This window comes from Phytoactinopolyspora limicola (genome assembly GCF_011320225.1).
Taxonomy (GTDB): Bacteria; Actinomycetota; Actinomycetes; order Jiangellales; family Jiangellaceae; genus Phytoactinopolyspora; species Phytoactinopolyspora limicola.
Window position 1 is genome coordinate 69,643 of record NZ_JAAOEN010000022.1, and the last position, 20,232, is coordinate 89,874.

Genomic DNA, 20,232 nt, shown 5'->3' on the forward strand with positions numbered 1-20,232 from the left:
TTGAGTGACGGCGCATCAGGACTGTGCCGGGTGGAGGCGGACGAGGTGCCACGACGCGGGAGGCAGCGTCGCTTCGAGTTGACCGTCGCGGACTGTGGTGCCGTCGACTGGACGCGGTGTGACGCGGTCGGGACGGTCGGCGGTATTGGTGGCGCTCGGGTCGGCATCGCTGAGCGTGAGGTGCTCCACCAGCCGGTGCCCCTCACCGGCGAAGGCTCGTAAAGACACCCTGAGCGCCGCTGGCCGATGCCGGTCCCGGTTCGTGGCCAGCAGAGTCAGCCCGCCGGTTGTTGGATCGTGCACGGCACTGACCCGGGTCGCGGGGACGTCGCCGTGTTTTCCGGTAGCGAGCGACGTCCCGCGGACCTGGGTTTGCAGGACTGTGCCGCGGGCGTATTTCGCGGTGAGAGCAAAGGGGTGAAAGATCGTCTGCCGCCACGCCGAACTCCCTGGTTCGGTGCGGATCGGCGCGATGACGTTGACCAGCTGGGCCTGGTTCGCGATAGCGACGCGATCGGCGTTGTCCAGCAGGGCCATCAGCAGATCACCGACCACGACGGCGTCGGTCACGTTGTACTCGTCCTCGATCAGCGGACCCCCCGAGCGCACGGCGAGGCCGGCTTCGCCAGGGAAACGGCTCTGGTACCAGACGTTCCACTCGTCGAACGAGACGGTCATCCGTTTCCTGCTGCGTTTCACCGCGGCGACGTGGTCCGCCGTCGCGGTCACAGCGGAGATCATCCGGCGCATGTTCTCCGAAGATGTCAGAAAGCTGTCGATGTCGCCGGCCACCGGCTCGTAGTAGGCGTGCAGCGAGATGTGGTCCACAAGGTCGTATGTGTGCTCGAGGACGGTGCGTTCCCAGCTGCCGAACGTCGGCATGCCGCTGTTGGAGCTGCCGCAGACGACGAGTTCGATGTCCGGATCCGTGCGCCGCATGGCGCGCGCCGTCTCCGCCGCCAGCCGGCCATATTCGTCGGCGGTTTTGTGCCCGATCTGCCACGGACCGTCCATCTCGTTGCCTAGGCACCAGGTACGGATGCCGTGTGGCTCGCGGCGTCCGTTGGCGGCGCGCCGGTCGGCGAGGGTCGTGGAGCCGGCCGGGAGATTGCAGTATTCGAGCAGCTCGACGGCGGCCCGGACGCCACGTGTGCCGAGGTTCACCGCCATCACCGGGTCGAGGCCCAGGCCGCGGGTCCATTCCGCGAATTCGTCGACGCCCACGGTGTTCGGTTCGATCGACCGCCACGCGAGGTCCAGACGTTTGGGCCGGTCCTGCACCGGGCCGACGCCGTCCTCCCAGCGGTAGTTCGAGACGAAGTTGCCGCCGGGGTAGCGGACGTTGGTCACGCCCAGCTCCCGGACCAGCTCGGCGACGTCCTTGCGGAAGCCGTGTTCGTCTGCCGTGGGGTGGTCCGGCTCGAAGATCCCGCCGTAGACACATCTGCCCATGTGCTCGACGAAGCTGCCGTAGATGCGGGGGTCGACCGTTCCAACGGAGAAGGCCGGATCCAGGCCGACGTGGACGTCGTACACGGGTACCTCTTTCGTTCGGCTGATGTCGCCCGGGACGCCGGTTGTTCGGCATATGTCTCCGACGCCGCGGCGTTTACAACGGATAACCGTGCTCACATCCTGGACGTCATTTCCTCCGTTGTAAAGGGTGTTGCAGGATTGTTTCCGAACGCGAATGTCGGGCCCGGCCTCCGCGTGACGACGCGGATCGGGTGAGCGGCACGCGTGTCGCGGACCGGCGGCATAGACTCGAAGCTGCTCGCCGAGGTGGAAGGGGAACTGTGGGCGCCCGCTTGAAGGACGTGGCAGATCGCGCGGGCGTGTCGTTCAAGACGGTCTCCAACGTCATCAACAACCACCCCAACGTCACGCCCCAAACCCGCGAGAAAGTTATGGCCGCCATCGCCGAGCTGCGCTACCGGCCGAACGTGTCCGCCCGAAGCCTCCGGCACGGTCGTTCCGGCTTTCTAGCCCTCGCGCTGCCGGAGCTTACGTCGCCGTACTTTGCCGCGCTCGCCTCCGAGATCGGATCAGCAGCCAAACGCGAAGGACTTGTCGTGCTGATCGAGGAGACCGGCGGTGACCGCGAGGGCGAGCAGATCGTCCTCGAGGGCCTCGCCTCACATCTGATCGACGGCATCATCTTCAGCCCGATGGCCACACCCGCGGAAGAAGTCGCCGCACGCTCGGACACCACCCCGATGGTGCTGCTAGGCGAACGCGGCTATCCGGCCGGCTACGACCACATCGCCGTAGACAACGTCCGGGCCGCCCGGGAGATTACCCAGCATCTCATCGAGTGCGGCCGCACCCGGATCGCCGCTATCGGCGCCGAGCACGGGTCCGGCACCGGCGTGCTGCGGGCCTGCGGATATCGGGCGGCTCTGGAAGCCGCCGGGCTGAATGTCGACCCAGACATCATCGTCTCCGGTGTGAGCTACAGCCGCGCCGGCGGTGCGCGCGGGATGGCCGAGCTGCTCGACGGCGCTCAGCCCATCGATGCGGTGTTCTGCTTCAACGACGTCTTGGCTCTCGGTGCGGTGCGCACGCTGCACCAACGTGGATACCGGGTGCCTGAAGACGTCGCCGTGGCCGGGTTCGACGACATCGAAGACGGCCGGTATAGCTCGCCGTCCCTTACCACGGTGTCGCCGGACGTCCCCTTCCTCGCCGACGAAGCCGTCCGGTTACTGGCCCGCCGGGTGGCCGAGCCCGGTGTTGCCGCCGAAGATATCGAGGTGCCGTTCACCATCGAGCCCCGGGAGAGCACCATGGGAACAAACCACCTGACCTGACGGCCTGATCCGGGGTACCCGGGATCGGGCTACTCGCGGGCGGTGGCCCAGCCGCGGATGGTATCGATGCGTTCCTGGATCTCTTCGGCCGTGGCCAGAGCAGCCGGTGGTCCGCCGCACGACTTGCGTAGCTCGGTGTGGATTACGCCGTGTGGTTTGCCGGTGCGGTGATGCCAGGCGCCGACCAGACCGTTGAGTTCCCGGCGGAGAATGGCGATTTGTTCATGGGCCGGGATCCGCCGGGCCCCTGTCATGTCGACGCCGTCGGCGGTGTCGGACCCGGAAGGCCCGCTGCGGTCGCGGTCGGCTTGCTGCTGTTCGGCCTGCCGGCGCCGCAAGAGGGCTGTGACCTGATCGGGTTCGAGGAGGCCCGGAATGCCCAAGTAGTCGGCCTCCGCGGCCGACCCGGCCTGCGCCTGGGTGCCGAACTCGCCGCCGTCGTAGAGCACGCGGTCGAAGGCGGCATCGGACCCGAGGGCCTCGAATGGCACCTGCTCCTCCGTGCCGGTCTCCTCGCGCTGGGCGGCGGCGAGCAGCGCCTCCTCCGCGGCCAGGGGATCGTCGTCGGGGGCCGCCGTCTTGCCCAGCACGTGATCGCGCGAGGTCTCCATCTCGGCAGCGAACGAGAGCAACGACGGCACCGTGGGCAAGAAGATCGATGCCGTCTCACCACGTTTCCGGGCCCGCACGAATCGGCCGACCGCCTGGGCGAAGAACAGGGGTGTCTGGGTAGCCGTCGCGTAGACACCAACGGCGAGCCTGGGCACGTCGACCCCTTCGGACACCATCCGGACGGCGACCATCCAGCGGTCGTCGTTCTCGGCGAACTCGGCGATCTTCTTGGAAGCGCGTGGCTCGTCGGACACCACAACGGTCGGACGTTCGCCGCCGATCCGGTGCAGCAGTCTGGCGTAGGCCCGAGCATGCTCTTGGTCGGTGGCGATGACCAGGCCGCCGGCGTCCGGCACGTGTCGGCGGACCTCCGTCAGCCGGGTATCGGCGGCGCGCAGTACCGACGGGATCCATTCACCGTCCGGATCGAGCGCGGTGCGCCATGCCTGGGCAACGAGGTCTTTGGTCATTGGCTGGCCGAGGCGGGCCGCGACTTCGTCGCCGGCCCGGGTGCGCCAGCGCATCTCGCCCGAGTAAGCCATGAACAACACCGGCCGCACCACGCCGTCGCGCAGGGCTTCGGTGTAGCCGTAGGTGAAGTCGGCCGCGCTGCGCTGGGCGCCGTCGGCTTCGGGAACGTAGGTGACGAACGGGATTGGATTGACGTCGGACCGGAACGGGGTGCCAGTGAGCGCGAGCCGGTAGGCGGCCGGATCGAACGCCTCGCGGGTGGCGTCACCCCACGACAGGGAGTCGCCGGCGTGATGGACCTCGTCGAGGATCACGAGCGTGCGGCGGTTCTCACAACGGGCTCGATGCAGCATCGGGTGCGCCGCGACACCAGCGTACGTGACCGCGACGCCCGTGTAGTCCCGGCTGGTGCGGCCTTTGCGGCCGGAGAAGCTGGGATCGATGGTGATCCCGACTTTGTCTGCGGCGTCGGCCCACTGCCGCTTCAGGTGTTCGGTGGGGGCGACGATGGTGAGCTGGTGGACGACCCGCTTGGCCAGCAGTTCCGCGGCGACCCGGAGCGCGAAGGTGGTTTTTCCCGCGCCGGGGGTGGCCACGGCCAGGTAGTCCTTCGGCTCCCGGCTCAGGTAGTCGTCGAGCGCTGCTTGCTGCCAGGCACGCAACCGCCCCGCGGTTCCCCACGGGGCGCGCGCCGGATAAGCCGGAGGCAGGTGCTGCGCGGCGGAGGTGCTCACGTATCTCCTGTGTGGTGGACGTCCGGGCAGAGCAACGCCCGATCCGCGACCCACGCCAGGAGGGGCGAATCAGGCAGTTGCTTCGACCTTAGCCGTCCACGGTGACAGTTCAAGGACCGACGTCCGGAGAGTGCTGAACACTCGGCTCCACGACCCGGATCCGGCCGGCCGCCCACGCCCCGAACGCCGCGAGCGTCGCCATGAGGGCGAGAATCACGGCGTACACCCAGAGCGGCACGGACGTAGTGGAGGCCGTCTCGCTGCCGTGCCCGGATCCGAAGATGGTGCCGGCCAACCCGACGAACGTGATGGTGCCGATGTTGTCGCACATCTGCAGAGCCGCCGAGTTGGAACCGTGGTCTTCCGGCGGTGACAGCTGGAACAGCAATACGCTCAGGCTGGACATCGCCATCCCCATACCCACCGCACCAACAGCCCACGCTGCCGCGGCCACGAAGGCCGGCACCGCGGGGAGCAGCACGAGGCCCAGCGCGGCGATGGCCGCGGAGACCGTGCCGCTACCGACCTGGACCAGAACGTGTCGAGGAGCTGTGGTCCGAGAGCGGCCCTGGTACCAGGAGCCAGTCGCCCAGCCGAGGGCGGCGCCGGTCAGGGACAGTCCGGCGAGAGTGGACGACAGGCCACGTTCGGCGACCAGCAGCAGGGGGAGGAAAGCTTCCGCGCCGAAGAACGAGCCGGCCAGGATGCCGCGCATGACGACGACGGTGGGAAGGCCACGGCGTAGCCGCAAGCTGCCCTTGGGCAGGAGACGGGGGACCGTTGGTACGAGGACCGTGACGGCGGCGATGGCGATGAGCAACGCGGTGAGGTCCGGCCGAGTGCCCGCGTACTGCAAGGCGGCCATGGCGATGGCGACCGCGGCGGCCAGGGGAAGCCGCCGGCGGCGGGTGACCGGGCCGGTTGGTGGTGGTCCGTCGATGGCCCGCACTGACGGCAGGATCAGCAGGATGGGGATCAGCACGAAGGGAGCGATCCCGAGGAAGACCCATCGCCACGACGCATGGTCGGCCAAGAGCCCGGCCACCAGAGGGCCGACGATGGACGGCAGCACCCACGCGGCGGCCATGGCGGCGAAGATCCGCGGGCGCATCGTCTCGGGATAGGACCGACCGACGGTCACGTAGAGCGCGACGATGACCATCCCGCCGCCTAGTCCCTGCGCGGCTCGCCCGGCGATGAAGGGCCACATCGACTGGGCCGCGCCGGCCAGGAGTAGTCCGATGCTGAAGGTGATCGCACCGGCGACGATCGGCAACCGCGGGCCGCGGCGGTCGCAGAGTTCCCCGGAAAGCACCAGGCCGAACAGGCTGGTGGTGAAGAAGCCGGAGAAGGCGAGGGCGTAGAGGGCGACGCCGTCGAGGTCGGGCACCGCCTTGGGCATCGCGGTGGCGACCGCCATGGCTTCGAAGGCGATGAACGCCACGGTGGCGACGATGCCGATGGTGAGATTGCGGTGCGCACGGCCGAGGACGCTGGGAGAGTCCGTCGGGGTGGCTGTCACGAGTAAATACTAGAGACGCTCATGTACCGCGTCCAGTCAGTTCCTCCCCCTTCCCATGATCATGAACACTTCGCCGTGTGATCACACGGCGAAGTGTTCATGATCATGGGAAGGGGTTCGTACACTAGATGGGGTGAGTACCCAGATGAGCCCTGGCTCCGAGACCATCGAGGACCGCCGCACACAGCCCACCCGCGGCGACAAAGACGGCGATCGCGATCGGTTCTCGCACTATGTGCCGAAGAAGAAGCTGACTGACGCGATGATCAACGGCACGCCGGTGATCGCTCTGTGCGGCAAAGTCTGGGTGCCGAGCCGTGATCCCGAGAAGTACCCGGTGTGTCCGGAGTGCAAGAAGATCTGGGAGAAGATGCGCCCGGGCCAGGACGCTTAAAGCTTGCGCATAGCCCGGCCTTGCTCGGCACTGTCTACTACCGCGTCCAGATCGGCTCCGGTCGACGCCAACACCGCAGCGGCCACCGCCCCTTCAACAAAAGGGGCGTCGGCCAGCCGGACTACCGGTGCGGCGTCGTCATCGTCGAATTCAGCCAGCAACGTCTTGGCCGTCAACACCGAACTGCCCATGTCCATCAACACCACCACCCCCGAACCCCCGTCCGCCTCGGATACCGCCTGACTCACCACATCGATACTGGTGCCCATGCGGCCGTCGTCCGTTCCGCCGGCGGCGATCACCGCGACGTCAGGACCAGCGAGGGCGTGGGCCAACTCGGCCGTTGCCCTGGCCACCGCCATGCTGTGCGACACCAGGACGATCCCCACGGTCATGGCGCGGTCACCTCGGCTAGGGCGCGCAGGATCAGCACGGTTGACGCCGCACCTGGGTCTTCGTGGCCGATGCTGCGCTCACCCAAATAGCTTGCGCGGCCCTTGCGGGCCTGCATCGGCACCGTGGCGGCCAGGCCGGCTTCCGCCGCTGCCACGGCGGCTTGTCCGGCTGCGTGGAGATCAAGGGTGGCGCTGGCAGACGTCTGGAACGCCGCCACCGCCGGGGCCAGCGCGTCGACCATGGTCTTGTCTCCATGGAGGGCCCCGCCGAGTTCCTCGATGCCACGCAGCATGGCTTCGAGCGCATCCGCCACCGCGGCGACGTCGCCCTCCTCGCGTAACTCCTTGCCGGCTTGTCGAAAGCCGTTGCCGTAGAGCGGTCCGGACGCGCCACCAGTCTTGGAGATCAGGCTACGACCGGCCGTTATGAGAGCCTGCCCGGCGCTGTCGGGCTGCTTCTCGTCAAGCGCGATTTCCGCGGCCGCCAATCCGCGAGTGAGGTTGGCACCGTGATCGCCGTCGCCGATCGCGGTGTCGAGCCTCGTGAGGCGGGCCTCATCGGCTCGGACGAGTTCATAGGCCCGGCGGATCCAGGCGACCGCTGTCGCGGTGTCAAGAATCATGGTCACATCCCCCACCGAAGTGCCGGTGTGGAGACGGGGGCGTCCCACAGCCGGACCAGCTCGTCGGACAGTTCGGTGACGGTGATGGAGAAGCCGGCTTGGTCGAGGCTGGTGATGTAGTTGCCGACCAGGTTACGGGCGACGGTGACCCCCCGGCCAGCCAGCCAGGCCGCGGCCTCGGCGTGGGCCGCATAGAGTTCGATCAGCGGGGTGCCGCCTTGGCCGTTCATGATGACCAGGACGTTGCCCGAGACGGTGCGATCGGCGTGGATGGCGTCGAGGGCGTAGGCGACCAACTCGCGGACCGGTGCGAACTCGCCACGTGCGCGCCCGGGCTCGCCATGAATGCCGACGCCGAGCTCGATCTCGTTGTCGGCGAGATCGAAGCCGGGTGTGCCGGCCGCCGGTACCGTGCCAGCGTGTAAGGCGATGCCGAAGGAACGGGAGCGTTCGTTGACCTCGGTGGCGAGCCGCGCAACAGTATCGAGATCGGCGCCTTCCTCCGCGGCGGCTCCGGCGATCTTTTCGACGACGATGGTGCCGCCGGTGCCGCGCCGCCCGGCGGTGAAGGTGGAGTCTTCGACCGCGACGTCGTCGTTGGTGACGACCGACACGACGCGGATGTCGTCGTCCTCGGCGAGCTCAGCTGCCATCCGGAAGTTGAGGACGTCGCCGGTGTAGTTCTTGACGATGTGCAGGACACCGCGACCGGTGCTGGCGGCCTGGGTGGCGGCGAGAATCTGATCCGGCACGGGAGACGTGTAGACCTCACCGGGTGCTGCCGCATCGAGCATGCCGTACCCGACGTACCCGCCGTGCAGCGGTTCGTGTCCGGAGCCGCCACCGGATACCAATCCGACCTTGGCCGCTGCTGGCTGCGCGCGAGAGATCACGCGGTTCTCAGCGTCCACCGCGAGGTCTGGATGGGCGGCGGCGATACCACGTAGGGCATCGGTGATCAGGGAGTCGGGACTGTTGATCAGCTTCTTCATAGACGCACTCCAACCCTGGCTCGGCGACTCGTGACCCGCTCGCGGGAGAGCGGCGCCACGTGTATGGACACCCTACGCCTGCCAGTGCGCCGGTGCGGTTGGAACAGGATGCTCGACGACGGCCTCGCCGGTGCGGCGCATGGTCACCGCCGATCGGGGTGCGCACCGGCGAATGTCGCCCGATGGGTTCGCCGACACAACCCTTCTGAACGCTGGTGGCGTCTGAACAGTGAGTGGATGTGACCCAGGCCCGGCGAAACAATCGGTGGTGATGATGCTGGCACGGTTGCGCGAGGCATTCACCGAGATGGCCAAGCTGGAGCTACCTCGGTTGCGTCGCTTCGCCTATGGAGTCTGTGGCGACTGGTACCGCGCGGATGACCTTGTTCAGGGTGCACTGGAGCGGATGTACGTCGCCTGGCCCAGGATCCACTTGGTCGTCGACCCAGGCGCGTATGCCCGGACGGTAGTGGTCCGGTTGGCGATCAGCGAGTCGCGAAGGCATTGGCGTCGTCGGGAGCGGACAACGGACGTCGTGCCGGAAGTGCCGGTTCCGGATGCGGCGAGTGGTGTGGACACCCGGATCGATCTCGCGCAGGCCCTGGCCGGATTGACGGTGAAGCAGCGAGCCGTGGTGGTGCTTCGTTACGTGGAGGATCGGCCAGTGGCGGAGGTCGCCAGCATCTTGGGGATCGCGCCCGGAACGGTTAAGCGGCAAAGCCACGACGCACTGATTCAGATGCGGTCCCGGCTGGGCGACCCTAGGTCCAGCCCGCGATCGCCAGGGGAGGTGGCCGACCATGGATGACCTGGCTGGCGTCGTCAGTCAACTACGGACGGCAAGTGACCGGGCATACGCGCCCCGAGACTTCGATCTCGATCGGGTGATCGAGCGGGGGGAGGTCCGCCTTCGACGGCGGCGCGCCATCCACGCGAGCGTGGGAATCCTCGTCACCGTTGCCGCTGCGGTTGGGCTGCTCCTCGCGTGGCCGGACGGATCCGACCGGTCGGTGATCGTGCCCGCTGAGACCCCGTCCGCCGGTGAGGCGGAACGTTTGCTCGGGGTTCTCGCTACCACACAGCGAGGTGACGACCGACGCCCCTGGACCGCCGAACTGGAGGAGCAGGGTGTGCTGCGTGCGTCCACCCGAATGCTCGGGGAGTGGGAGCGGTCGACGTTCTGGGCGGCCACGTCCGAGCGTGGAGAGGTCTGCCTGATAGTCGACCGCGGGCTCGGCGCGTACCCGGATTCGGCGTCGGGATGTGTGTCGCCGGCCCGGTTCGCGCGGGAGGGGAGGACGGTTGGCCTCGGTGATTCCGACGGTGGAGTGATGGCGTTTCTGGTGCCCGACGGGTACGAGCCCAGCAGCGCCGAACTCGAAGAGTGGATCTTCATTACACCTAACCTCGGCGTGCAGGACATTCCTGGTTCTTCCATTGAGGGTGAGTGGTGAGCCAGTGCCCATTCCGGTACGTCGGCGCCTGCCCCCCAACAGTTGGCCGGCGGGCAGCCCCCGGTGGGGGTGTGTCAGTGGCGTCCACACCTGGCGGTCAACATGGTTGAACTCGGTGACTACCATTAGTGAGGTGTCCAACGAGACAGCAGCCCCCGCGGTGGGCCCGGTGCTGCCCGACGAACCCGCGCCGGTCTTGTTGATGAACACCATCTGGGCGGATCGCTCCGGCGTACACGATGCCCTTGACTCCCCAGCGGGCCTGCGCAACTGGTTGACGGCGACCGGGGTCGAACTGTCGGCCGAAGCGCCGCCGCCAACTCACACCAGACGTTTCCGAGAGCTGCGCGATGCGGTACGGCGGATCGCCGCGGCGATCACCGACGACTCCCGGACCGCAGCGGCATCACCCACCACAGATATCGAGCAGGCTATCCAGGTGATCAACGCGGCAGCGCTGCGTTCTCCGCTGGTGCCGCAGCTCGCCTGGGAAGACGGGCGGGCGCGGACCGCCGCGACCAGCCCGGCGGACGCCGTCGACGCCGCGTTGTCGGCCACCGCGTTGGCCGCCATCTCGCTGCTGGGTGGCGCCGACCACGGCAACCTCCGGGCGTGTTACGCGCCGGGGTGCGTGTTGTACTTCGTCAAGAACCATCCGCGACGGGAGTGGTGCTCGGCGTCCTGCGGCAACCGAGCGAGGGTGGCGCGACACTATCGGCGCCGGCATGGCGGAGGGTGAACACGCGCAGCTGGGGTTCGGGGGGCGACGTTGCCGGCGGCTACCTCACCGGCGCCTGCGGGTCACCAGCCAGATCAGCACCGCCAGGAGGCCGGCTCCAGCGAGGTAGGGGCCGTAGCGCCGCAAAGAATCGCGGGCTCCAGTCAACTCGAGCAGATCGATCGGCTCGACGTCAACCGCGGCCTGCTCGGCCTCGGCATTCTCCACCGAGCCTCGTTCGAGGTCGGGCGGCCCACTCTGAGCACTGGTGGGCTCCGTTGCCGGGGCCGGGTCGTCGGCGGCAACCTCAGCTGACGGCGGTTCCGTTGACGCCGCCGTGGCATCCGCGCTGGCTGTCGAAGCCGCACCGAGGGTGGTGGCCAGGCAGTCGGCGAACTGGCCGAGGAGTTTGCCCCCGACGTCGTTGATCATGCCTCGGCCGAATTGGGCGGGACGGCCGGTGATCCGCAGTTCCGTCGTGACGTCGACCCGGGTGGAGTCGCCGTCGGCGGTCATCGCCGCGGTGACAGTGGCCGCCGCCGTGCCGGAGCCCCGGCTCTCCTTGCCCGATGCCTCCATGACGAGGCGGTGTCCGGCATCGTCAGTTTCGACGAAGCGGCCGGTTCCGCGGTAGAGCAGCGAGATCGGCCCGAGTTTGACCTTGACCGAGCCGCTGAAGGACTCGCCGTCGAACTCGTCCAGGGTGGCGCCGGGCATACATGGCGCCACCCGCGGCACATCGAGCAGCACCTTCCACGCGTCCTCGACCGGTACGGGCACCGTGAACTGGTGATCGAGCTGCATATCTCCCTCATTCCTGTTGACCGGCCGGTGTGCTGGCCGGAGCACCGTAGCGGGCGGAACCCGGGACCGGATCGGAGGCGGATGGCACCGGCCCCGGATTCCTCATGCCGATGTGCAGATGCCGCGTCAGAGACCTCCCGCCGCGTGAAGCGCACGGCGAGTCAGGACCGTCGCGAGGTGCGCCCGGTAATCCGCCGACGCCGATAGGTCGCTGGTCGGCGAGGTACCTTCGGCGGCTCGTGCGGCGGCATCGCGCAAAGTGCCTTCGTCGGCCGGCGCATCAGCGAGCGCTTCCTCGACGCCGTGCGCCCGCACCGGTGTGGTGCCCATGTTGGTCAGCGCCACTCGGGCTTCGGTGATGGTGCCGTTGGAGCGGCGCACAGCCGCGGCCACACCCACCAGCGCCCACGCCTGAGCCACCCGGTTGAACTTCTCGTAGTGGGTGCCCCACCCGGTCAGCTTCGGAATGTGTACCGCGACCAGCAGCTCATCGGGCTCCATAGCCGTGGTCAGGTAGTCCACGAAGAACTCCGACGCCGATACCATCCGCCGGCCCGATGGCCCGGCCACCTCGAACGTTGCGTCCAGCGCGGATGCCACACCGGGGAGGTCGCCGGCCGGGTCGGCGTGCGCCAGCGATCCGCCGAAGGTGCCTAGATGCCGCACCTGGCGATCTGCGACCGTCGCCGTGGCCTGCGCGATCAGCGGTGCATGTTCGCGGATCAGCTGATTCGACATGACATCGTGGTGGGTCGCCATAGCCCCGACGACGATGTGTTCGCCGTCGTCGTGGATATCGCGCATGCCGCCGACCCCGCCCAGGTCGACGAGCACCGACGGTGCGGCGAAGCGCAACCGCAGCATGGGAATCAGGCTCTGGCCACCGGCGAGGATCTTCGCGTCCTCTCCGCCCTCAGCGAGTGCCTGGACGGCGCCGTCGACGCTGCTGGGCCGGGTGTACTCGAACGCTGCCGGGATCATCAGCGGTCACCCCCTTCGGTGGCGGACTTCTGTTGAGCCGCCTGGATGGCCTGCCATACCCGTTCGGGAGTACAGGGCATGGCGACGTCGGTGACACCGGCCGGTCTCAGTGCGTCGACGACGGCGTTCACCACCGCTGGTGTCGAGGCGATGGTGCCGGCCTCGCCGACCCCCTTGGCACCTAGCGGGTGGCCCGGTGCCGGGGTTTCGGTGCGCCCGGTGACGAAGTCGGGGAGATCGGCCGGACTGGGCACCGTGTAGTCGACGAACGTGCCGGTCATGAGGTTGCCGTCGGCGTCGTAGACGGCTTCCTCGTACAACGCCTGCGCGACGCCTTGGGCGATACCGCCGTGCACCTGTCCTTCGACGATGAGCGGGTTGACCACCCTGCCGACGTCGTCGACGGCGACGTAGGAGCGGATGGTGACCCGGCCGGTCTCGGTGTCGACCTCGGTGGCGCACAGGTGTGTCCCGTGCGGGAAGGAGAAGTTGTCCGGATCGTAGGTGGCATCCGCGTCGAGAGTGGGCTCTACGCCGTCCGGCATCTCGTGTGACGTGAACACCGCGAGCGCGCAGTCAGCGAGGGTCTTCGCCGAGCTAGGTGATCCTTTGACCCGGAACTGGCCGTCGGTGAACTCCAGGTCCGACGGGTCGCACTCGAGTAGGTGAGCCGCGATCGGTTTGGCCTTGTCGACGACCTTCTGGCAGGCGTTGACCAGCGCCGTGCCGCCGACGGCGAGAGAACGGGAACCATACGTGTCCAACCCCTTGTGCGAGGTCCGGGTATCGCCGTGGAGCACCTCGACGTCCTCGAACGGCACACCCAGTTGGTCGGCCACGATCTGGCTCCACGCCGTCTCGTGTCCTTGGCCGTGCGGCGAGGTGCCGGTGACGACCTCGACCTTGCCAGTGGGCAACATCCGCACCGACGCGGACTCCCAGCCGCCGGCGCCGTAACGTAGCTGACCGAGGATGCGGGACGGTGCCAGCCCGCACATCTCGGTGTAGGTGGACACGCCGATACCGAGCTGGATGGGGTCGCCGGACGCTCTACGCTCCGCCTGCTCCCTACGGAGGGCGTCGTAGTCGAATAGTTGCATGGCGTGATCGGTGGCGGCCTCGTAGTTTCCGGAGTCGTACGTCAGCCCGGCGACGGTGGTGTAGGGGAATTCGTCGTGGTTGATCCAGTTCCGTCGGCGTAGCTCAATGGGGTCGAGGTCGAGTTCGGCGGCCAGCTCGTCCATCAGCCGCTCGATGGCGTAGGTGGCCTCCGGCCGCCCGGCCCCGCGGTACGCGTCGGTCTTGGTGGTGTTGGTGAACACACCCGTGCACTCGAAACGGTACGCGGGAACCTTGTAGATGGCGTTGAACATGAAGGCACCCAGGATCGGCACACCAGGTGTGACGATGCCGAGGTAAGCGCCCATGTTGGCGAGCAGCTTGACCGACAGCCCGGTGATGGTGCCGTCCCCCCGCGCGCTCAGGGTGATGTCTTGGATCTGATCGCGGCCATGGTGGGCGGAGAGCATCGACTCCGAACGGGATTCGACGTACTTGACCGGTCGGTTCAGCCGGCGGGCCGCGGCGAAGGTGATGAACTCCTCCGGAGTGATCTGAAGTTTGCCGCCGAAGCCGCCGCCGACGTCCGGTGCGATGACCCGGATCTTGTGTTCGGGTGTGCCGGTGCACATCGCGAGCATGAGGCGCAGGATGTGGGGGATCTGGGTAGCCGACCACATGGTGATTTGGTCGCCGGTGGGGTCGACGACGACGCTGCGCGGCTCCATGAACGCGGGGACGAGCCGTTGCTGCCGGTATCGCCGAGACAGGACGACCTCGGCTTCGGCCTCCGCGTCGGCTACGGCTCCGCCGGTGCCGGCCTCGGCGGAGTCGAAGATCCAGGTGTAGGACTTGTTGGTGCCTTGGGCGCTATGGACAAGGGGGGAATCAGCGGTAAGGGCAGCCTCCATGTCCATCACGACGGGTAGGGGTTCGTAGTCGATCTCGATGGCTTCGAGAGCGTCCTGTGCGCTGGCTCGGTCGCGTGCGGCGACGACGGCGACCGGCTCTCCGGTGTGCCGTACTTCGTCGACGGCCAGCGGCGGATAGTCGGGCACGACGGTGTCTTCGGTGACCGGCCACGCACATGCCAGTGCTCCCTGGATGTCGGCGATGTCGCGCCCGCAGAAGGCGTCGATGACGCCTGGCAGGTGTCGGGCCGGACTGACATCGACGTGGCTGATCCGGGCGTGTGCCATCGGGCTGCGCAGAATGGCGAGGTGGAGCATGCCCGGCAGGGTGATGTTCTCCGTCCACATGGTGCGGCCGGTGATCAACCGGGCGTCTTCCTTGCGGCGCCGATCTCGGCCGACCTCGGTGCCGGAGCCGTGCTCGGTGACAGTCATCGTGGCACCTCCTGGGCATTGGCCTCCGTGGTGGATGCCGGCTCGGCGGCCTCGGCAGTAGGCGGCGCCGTGGCGTGCATCGTGGCCGCGGCATCCTGGACCGCGCGGACGATGTTCTGGTAGCCGGTGCAGCGGCAGAGGTTGCCTTCGAGACCCTCACGGACCTCGTCGGTTGTGGGGGAGGGGTTCTCGCTGAGCAGGTCGACGGCGGCCATGATCATGCCCGGCGTACAGAAGCCGCATTGAAGGGCGTGGCTGTTGTGGAAGGCCTGCTGAACCGGATGAAGGGTGCCGTCCGGCCCGGACAGTCCTTCGACCGTGGTGACATCCATGCCGTCGGCCTGGACGGCGAGGACAGTACAGCTCTTGACACCCTTGCCAGCCAGCAGGACGGTGCACGCACCGCAGTTACTCGTGTCGCACCCCACCACGGTGCCGACTTTGCCGAGCCGGTCTCGTAGGTGGTGGACGAGAAGGGTGCGTGGGTCGACGTCGTCCTCATACTGGATGCCGTCGACCGTCATGCTGATTTTGGTCATGGGCCCTCCTCCCGTACACAAGGGCCAGCTCGGACAGACCGGCCCGATGGTGCGCATCGGTAGGGCGCCGTAGCGCGCTCCACCTCCTCGTGTCAGGTGACCTTGATACGCCCGACGGCGTCCAGATCCCGGTGCGCGCTTATGCACATCAAGCAAAGTCCACCGTGGCGGGTTGCCGCAAGAGGTTCGGCTGATCTGAATGACCGTTCCCCCGTCCTCTCCCCATGATCATGAACACTTTGCCGTGTCATGACACGGCAAAGTGTTCATGATCATGGGGAGAGGACGGGGACAGGGGTGTGTGACCGGCGCCACGGCCCTGAACTTGGCGATCATGCAGGACAACGCGGCACAATGTCTGAATTATGACGGTTCGGTGCTGGGCAACGGTGCACGGTTACCGGCTACGCCGCCGTCTCGGATAGCTCAGTCAGGCTCGCGGCAACGATGGCGCGGTATCTGCCTTGGTCGCGAGGAGGCCTCTTCATGCTCTATGACTGCCCGGAGTGCGGCTTGCCGGCGACCGTGTCCAGTCGGGGTTCGCTGTGGAGCACCGATGGTCCGGTTGAACATGTCGACGCCCATTGCGCGTCTGGACACAGGTTCTTGGGACCGGCGGAATCCCTCCGTGTCCTCTTGAGTGTCGCCCGGGCCTGAGTGGGCGACACGTGAGGGTTGGGCCGACTACCCGATAGTGATGGTGGCTGTTTCGGAGGCCAGCGATTCGTCGTTGACGCCGACCAGGCGAAACCGGTTCTCGCCTTCGCGGCTCGATGCCACCGTGCCGCTGAACTCTCCGTTGGCGTCGGTGACCCGGGGTGTGACGGGGAAGTCTTCCCAGGGTCCGTCGTTGATGCTGCGCTGCAGCTTGAGTGTGACACCCTCTTCGCCGGACTCGATGCGACCCGAGTAGGCGACCTGCGAGCCCGGCGACACCGAAGACTCCGTAAACGACAACGTGATGGCGCCGGACGAGGTGTCGTCACCGTTCTCGTCGTCGTTGGGATCGTTGTCGTTTTCGTCGGCGTCATTGTCGGAGTTGTCGTCCGAGTTGTCGGGGTCAATCGGCGCGGTAGGGGCGGCGCTGGGCTCCCCGTCGCCCGATTGCGTGCCAAGGTACGCGCCGCCGGCAAAGCCGACGATCGCTGCGAGTATCAGGAAGGCGGCCAACGTGCCGCCGGATGCGCGTCTGGACACTCTGCACATTCAACCCTGGCCGGGCGGGTGGTTGGCAAGTGGGGTCCGCACTGCGGAAGGGTTTATGTCTGTTTTGGGGTAATTTCACTGCTCGGCGGTTCGGACCAGTGGCAAGATTCGTGGCTCGACGACGTCCGCCAGGGCGATAACCGTGGAGATCCGCACGACGTTCGTGTCGCCGACGAGGTCGTCGATGACTCGTTGGAGGTCGTCGTTGTCACGGGCGACGATCCGGCAGATGAGGTCGCCTTGCCCGGTGATGGTGTGAGCCTCGAGCACTTCAGGGATCCGGTCGAGATGTTCGGCCACGGCTCCGCGGGCGCCTTGTCGAATATCCAGGAACGCGAACGCGGTGACCCGGAAGCCGAGCGCCGCATGGTCGACGGCCGGGGCGAACGAGCGGATCACGCCAGTGGCCACGAGCTTGTCGAGGCGCGACTGAACCGTGCCCCGCGCCACGTTGAGCTGACGGGATGCTTCGAGGACTCCGATTCTCGGTTGTTCGGTGAACAACTCGATGATGCGGACGTCAAGCGGATCGATCATCGTTCGTCCTCTCGGCGGTGTGCTCGTGATGAGTCCATGTGTCAGGCAGGTGAAAGAAGGCTATGCAAACTGTATAGCTTTCGCCGTGTCTAGCTATTCATCATGCGCACGATGATCAGTGTTTCTTCGACCTGTTGCGCACACTGGGCGGGTGGGGGCACAGTCCTGACCAACGGGGTACCGCACACCCTTCGGAGCACCCACCTGGGTACCGATGAGCGCTGGAGGCGACCAATGAGCACAGCTGACTCGACCCGCACCCTCACCCCGGAAGAGCGTGCGGCCGAACTCGACATTGACCAATTGAAGCAACTCGTCGGCCTGGTCGAGTACGACGAGAGCAAAGACCCGTTCCCGGTGACGGCGATGGATGCCGTGGTGTTCGTGGTCGGCAATGCCACCCAGGCGGCGCATTTCTATCAGTCGGCATTTGGCATGGAGTTGATCGCCTACGCCGGGCCGGAGACCGGCGTCCGTGATCACAAGGCTTTCGTGCTGCGTAGCGGCTCGGCCAGGTTCGTCCTCAAGGGGGGCGTGACACCGGAGAGCCCACTACTTGACCACCACCGCCAGCACGGCGATGGCGTCGTCGACCTCGCTCTTGAAGTGCGTGACGTCGACGCGTGTGTGGCGCATGCCCGCAGCCAGGGGGCCACCGTGATCGAGGAGCCGCATGACGTCTCCGACGATCACGGCACGGTGCGCACGGCGGCGATCGCCACCTACGGCGAGACTCGGCACACGTTGATCGACCGTTCCGGCTACACCGGCCCGTATCTACCGGGCTACGTGGCTCGCCAATCCGGCTACGTCAAACGGGATGGTGCACCCAAGCGCCTCTTCCAAGCCATCGACCACTGCGTCGGCAACGTCGAACTCGGCAAGATGGACTACTGGGTCAACTGGTACCGGAAGGTCATGGGCTTCGTGAACATGGCTGAGTTCGTCGGCGACGACATCGCCACTGAGTACTCGGCCCTGATGTCGAAGGTGGTCGCCAACGGCAACCACCGGGTCAAGTTCCCGCTCAACGAACCGGCGGTGGCGAAGAAGAAGTCGCAGATCGACGAGTATCTCGAGTTCTACGGCTCCCCGGGATGCCAGCACATCGCGTTGGCGACCAACGACATCCTGCGCTCCGTCGATCAGATGCGGGCCGAAGGTGTGGAGTTCCTCGACACTCCGGATGCCTACTATGACGACCCGGAGTTGCGGGAGCGCATCGGCAAGGTCCGTGTTCCCATCGAGGAGCTCAAGAAGCGGGGCGTGCTGGTCGATCGGGACGAGGACGGTTACCTGTTGCAGATCTTCACCAAGCCGATTGGTGACCGGCCGACGGTGTTCTATGAGCTCATCGAGCGACACGGTTCCCTCGGGTTCGGCAAAGGCAACTTCAAGGCCCTGTTCGAGTCGATCGAGCGGGAGCAGGAGCGGCGCGGCAACCTCTGAGCCTCCGCTCACCCCACCCTCAGCCGTCCCCATGATCATGAACACTTTGCCGTGCCATAGCACGGCAAAGTGTTCATGATCATGGGGACAGGCAATCATCGGCCGGATAAGTTATCATCGGCATATGGCGATGAATGTTGACGACGCGCAACCGGTCAGCGGGCGTCTACCCGGTGTGGGCCCGGCGCCCGTCCTGCTGTTCCATAGCCTGGCCGACCCGGCGAGGCTAGCGATCGTCCAACTGCTGGCCGATGGCGAGCGCCGCGTCGTGGACCTCACCAAAGAGCTCGGGCTGGCGCAATCCACGGTCTCCGGCCACCTGGCCTGCCTGCGGTCGGCCGGCCTCGTCGACGCCCACCCGCACGGACGGTCCACCTTCTACGCGCTGGCCCGTCCCGAACTCTGGCCGCTGCTGGCTGCCGCCGAAGAGTTGCTCACCGCCAGCGGCACCACCACCACGCTGTGTCCTGAGCACCACCGCCCCGAGCCCGTGGCCGTGTGCGGCGCGGCGGTACGCGGGTGCACCATGCACCATTCGGGCAGGCACTGATGGGCTTCGGACACGGACACGGGCACGCCGGTCCCACCACCGGAACGGCCGGCTACGCCTACCGCAAGCGGATGGCCGTGGTTCTCGGCATCATCGTCGCCATCACCGCTGTCCAGGTGGTTGGTGCGTGGTTGTCGGGGTCGATGGCGTTGCTCGCCGATGCCGCACACAGCCTGACCGACGGCACTGGGGTCGCCGTCGCGCTCATCGCCACCATCATCGCGGCCCGGCCGCCGAGCGCGAAGCGCACCTTCGGTCTCCAGCGGGTCGAGATTCTGGCGGCGATGACCAATGCGCTGGTGGTCGGTGTCGTCGCCATTCTCGTGATGATCGGCGGCGTCCGGCGGCTGTTCTCGCCGGGCGAGATCGAGAGCGGGGTGATGCTGGCCGCGGCCGCGGTGGGCCTGGTCGGCAACCTCGTGTCGCTGTTCATCCTGCGGCGTGGGCAGAAAGACAGTCTGAACGTGCGTGGCGCCTATCTCGAGGTGCTCGGCGACATGCTGGGTTCGGTGGCCGTCGTCACCGCCGCTCTCGTGATCATGGCAACGGGGTTCCTGCGGGCGGATGCTATCGCGTCGATCCTCATCGGTTTGATGATCCTGCCGCGGGCTTGGATGCTCCTGCGCGACGTCCTCAACGTGTTGCTAGAAGCCACCCCGAGGGGTGTCGACCTCGACGAAGTGCGCCAGCACATGATGAACGTGCCCGGCATCGTCGACGTCCACGACCTGCATGCGTGGACGATCACCAGCGGGGTGCCGGTGCTGTCGGCACACGTCGTCGTCGACGAGGTCGAACTGGCCGACTGTGGCAACGACTCCATTCTGGACGGCCTGCATCAGTGTCTGGCTGGACATTTCGACATCGAGCACAGCACATTCCAGATCGAGCCCCGAGGGCACGTGGATCACGAGTACGCGAACCACGAATGACCACCCAAACACCGGTGATCGTCGCCGGTTTCGTGTCGCTATAGCGACCATATCCCGGCGACGATCACCCGGTGTGGGGTGGGGGGTGTGGGGTGTGGGGTGTG

The 20,232-nt window shown here is 67.0% G+C and carries 20 protein-coding genes; 8 read left to right on the forward strand and 12 right to left on the reverse strand.

The genetic code is table 11. From position 1 onward, the window contains the following. Nucleotides 1-15: 15 nt before the first annotated feature. Entirely contained in the window at nucleotides 16-1,536 is a 1,521-nt protein-coding gene (arfA, locus tag G8760_RS27325; protein WP_246222702.1) for an arabinosylfuranosidase ArfA, read from the reverse strand. A gap of 281 nt (nucleotides 1,537-1,817) precedes the next feature. Here arfA and G8760_RS27330 point away from each other — a divergent pair, with 281 nt between their 5' ends. Continuing rightward, nucleotides 1,818-2,810, forward strand: coding sequence for a LacI family DNA-binding transcriptional regulator (locus G8760_RS27330; protein WP_211199020.1), 993 nt, complete (start codon nucleotides 1,818-1,820; stop codon nucleotides 2,808-2,810). A gap of 29 nt (nucleotides 2,811-2,839) precedes the next feature. Here G8760_RS27330 and G8760_RS27335 read toward each other — a convergent pair whose 3' ends face one another. Further along, nucleotides 2,840-4,627: a DEAD/DEAH box helicase gene (locus G8760_RS27335; protein WP_166356014.1), complete on the reverse strand. Its 1,788-nt coding sequence runs from the start codon at nucleotides 4,625-4,627 to the stop codon at nucleotides 2,840-2,842. 109 nt (nucleotides 4,628-4,736) lie between these two features. Then, nucleotides 4,737-6,149 (reverse strand): MFS transporter, encoded by a 1,413-nt coding sequence (locus G8760_RS27340; protein WP_207782796.1) that lies wholly within the window; start codon nucleotides 6,147-6,149, stop codon nucleotides 4,737-4,739. Between the two features lie 133 nt (nucleotides 6,150-6,282). Between G8760_RS27340 and G8760_RS27345 the strand changes: the two genes are divergently transcribed. Further along, the gene (locus G8760_RS27345) at nucleotides 6,283-6,543 is read left to right on the forward strand and encodes a DUF3039 domain-containing protein (protein ID WP_166356015.1); all 261 of its coding nucleotides are present in this window, start codon (nucleotides 6,283-6,285) and stop codon (nucleotides 6,541-6,543) included. Here the strand turns inward: G8760_RS27345 and dhaM are convergent. The 3 genes from dhaM to dhaK are packed head-to-tail and all read right to left on the reverse strand — an operon-like array spanning nucleotide 6,540 to nucleotide 8,553. Continuing rightward, nucleotides 6,540-6,938, reverse strand: a complete 399-nt coding sequence (gene dhaM / locus G8760_RS27350) for a dihydroxyacetone kinase phosphoryl donor subunit DhaM (protein ID WP_166356016.1) — start codon at nucleotides 6,936-6,938, stop codon at nucleotides 6,540-6,542. The two genes, G8760_RS27345 and dhaM, sit on opposite strands and share 4 nt — an antisense overlap. Further along, nucleotides 6,935-7,561, reverse strand: coding sequence for a dihydroxyacetone kinase subunit DhaL (dhaL, locus tag G8760_RS27355; protein ID WP_166356017.1), 627 nt, complete (start codon nucleotides 7,559-7,561; stop codon nucleotides 6,935-6,937). The genes dhaM and dhaL overlap by 4 nt, the downstream gene beginning before the upstream one ends. Nucleotides 7,562-7,563: 2 nt before the next feature. Continuing rightward, a complete protein-coding gene (gene dhaK, locus G8760_RS27360) occupies nucleotides 7,564-8,553 on the reverse strand; it encodes a dihydroxyacetone kinase subunit DhaK (RefSeq protein WP_166356018.1) in 990 nt (329 codons plus the stop codon). Nucleotides 8,554-8,824: 271 nt separating this feature from the next. Between dhaK and G8760_RS27365 the strand changes: the two genes are divergently transcribed. The 3 genes from G8760_RS27365 (at nucleotide 8,825) to G8760_RS27375 (ending at nucleotide 10,746) form a co-directional block, all read left to right on the forward strand. Continuing rightward, nucleotides 8,825-9,361 (forward strand): SigE family RNA polymerase sigma factor, encoded by a 537-nt coding sequence (locus tag G8760_RS27365; RefSeq protein ID WP_166356019.1) that lies wholly within the window; start codon nucleotides 8,825-8,827, stop codon nucleotides 9,359-9,361. Continuing rightward, nucleotides 9,354-10,007: a hypothetical protein gene (locus tag G8760_RS27370; RefSeq protein ID WP_166356020.1), complete on the forward strand. Its 654-nt coding sequence runs from the start codon at nucleotides 9,354-9,356 to the stop codon at nucleotides 10,005-10,007. The genes G8760_RS27365 and G8760_RS27370 overlap by 8 nt, the downstream gene beginning before the upstream one ends. A 133-nt stretch (nucleotides 10,008-10,140) precedes the next feature. Continuing rightward, nucleotides 10,141-10,746 (forward strand): CGNR zinc finger domain-containing protein, encoded by a 606-nt coding sequence (locus tag G8760_RS27375; RefSeq protein WP_207782797.1) that lies wholly within the window; start codon nucleotides 10,141-10,143, stop codon nucleotides 10,744-10,746. A gap of 45 nt (nucleotides 10,747-10,791) precedes the next feature. On the opposite strand, the gene G8760_RS27380 is transcribed toward G8760_RS27375, so the two are convergent. The 6 genes from G8760_RS27380 to G8760_RS27405 form a co-directional block, all read right to left on the reverse strand. Next, on the reverse strand, nucleotides 10,792-11,529 hold the full coding sequence (locus G8760_RS27380) for an SRPBCC family protein (protein WP_166356021.1): 738 nt from the start codon (nucleotides 11,527-11,529) through the stop codon (nucleotides 10,792-10,794). A 126-nt stretch (nucleotides 11,530-11,655) separates the two neighbouring features. Then, complete coding sequence (locus G8760_RS27385; RefSeq protein WP_166356022.1) at nucleotides 11,656-12,510, reverse strand: FAD binding domain-containing protein; 855 nt, start codon at nucleotides 12,508-12,510, stop codon at nucleotides 11,656-11,658. After that, complete coding sequence (locus G8760_RS27390) at nucleotides 12,510-14,915, reverse strand: xanthine dehydrogenase family protein molybdopterin-binding subunit (RefSeq protein WP_166356023.1); 2,406 nt, start codon at nucleotides 14,913-14,915, stop codon at nucleotides 12,510-12,512. The genes G8760_RS27385 and G8760_RS27390 overlap by 1 nt, the downstream gene beginning before the upstream one ends. Continuing rightward, a complete protein-coding gene (locus G8760_RS27395; RefSeq protein WP_166356024.1) occupies nucleotides 14,912-15,454 on the reverse strand; it encodes a (2Fe-2S)-binding protein in 543 nt (180 codons plus the stop codon). The genes G8760_RS27390 and G8760_RS27395 overlap by 4 nt, the downstream gene beginning before the upstream one ends. A 684-nt stretch (nucleotides 15,455-16,138) precedes the next feature. Beyond that, complete coding sequence (locus G8760_RS27400) at nucleotides 16,139-16,651, reverse strand: hypothetical protein (RefSeq protein WP_166356025.1); 513 nt, start codon at nucleotides 16,649-16,651, stop codon at nucleotides 16,139-16,141. Between the two features lie 84 nt (nucleotides 16,652-16,735). After that, the gene (locus G8760_RS27405) at nucleotides 16,736-17,197 is read right to left on the reverse strand and encodes an Lrp/AsnC family transcriptional regulator (protein ID WP_166356026.1); all 462 of its coding nucleotides are present in this window, start codon (nucleotides 17,195-17,197) and stop codon (nucleotides 16,736-16,738) included. A 234-nt stretch (nucleotides 17,198-17,431) separates the two neighbouring features. On the opposite strand from G8760_RS27405, the gene hppD reads away from it, so the two are divergent. The 3 genes from hppD (at nucleotide 17,432) to G8760_RS27420 (ending at nucleotide 20,128) form a co-directional block, all read left to right on the forward strand. Then, nucleotides 17,432-18,646, forward strand: coding sequence for a 4-hydroxyphenylpyruvate dioxygenase (hppD, locus tag G8760_RS27410; RefSeq protein WP_166356027.1), 1,215 nt, complete (start codon nucleotides 17,432-17,434; stop codon nucleotides 18,644-18,646). 124 nt (nucleotides 18,647-18,770) lie between these two features. Further along, nucleotides 18,771-19,196: an ArsR/SmtB family transcription factor gene (locus G8760_RS27415; RefSeq protein ID WP_166356028.1), complete on the forward strand. Its 426-nt coding sequence runs from the start codon at nucleotides 18,771-18,773 to the stop codon at nucleotides 19,194-19,196. Further along, the gene (locus G8760_RS27420) at nucleotides 19,196-20,128 is read left to right on the forward strand and encodes a cation diffusion facilitator family transporter (RefSeq protein WP_166356038.1); all 933 of its coding nucleotides are present in this window, start codon (nucleotides 19,196-19,198) and stop codon (nucleotides 20,126-20,128) included. The genes G8760_RS27415 and G8760_RS27420 overlap by 1 nt, the downstream gene beginning before the upstream one ends. Nucleotides 20,129-20,232 lie beyond the last annotated feature (104 nt).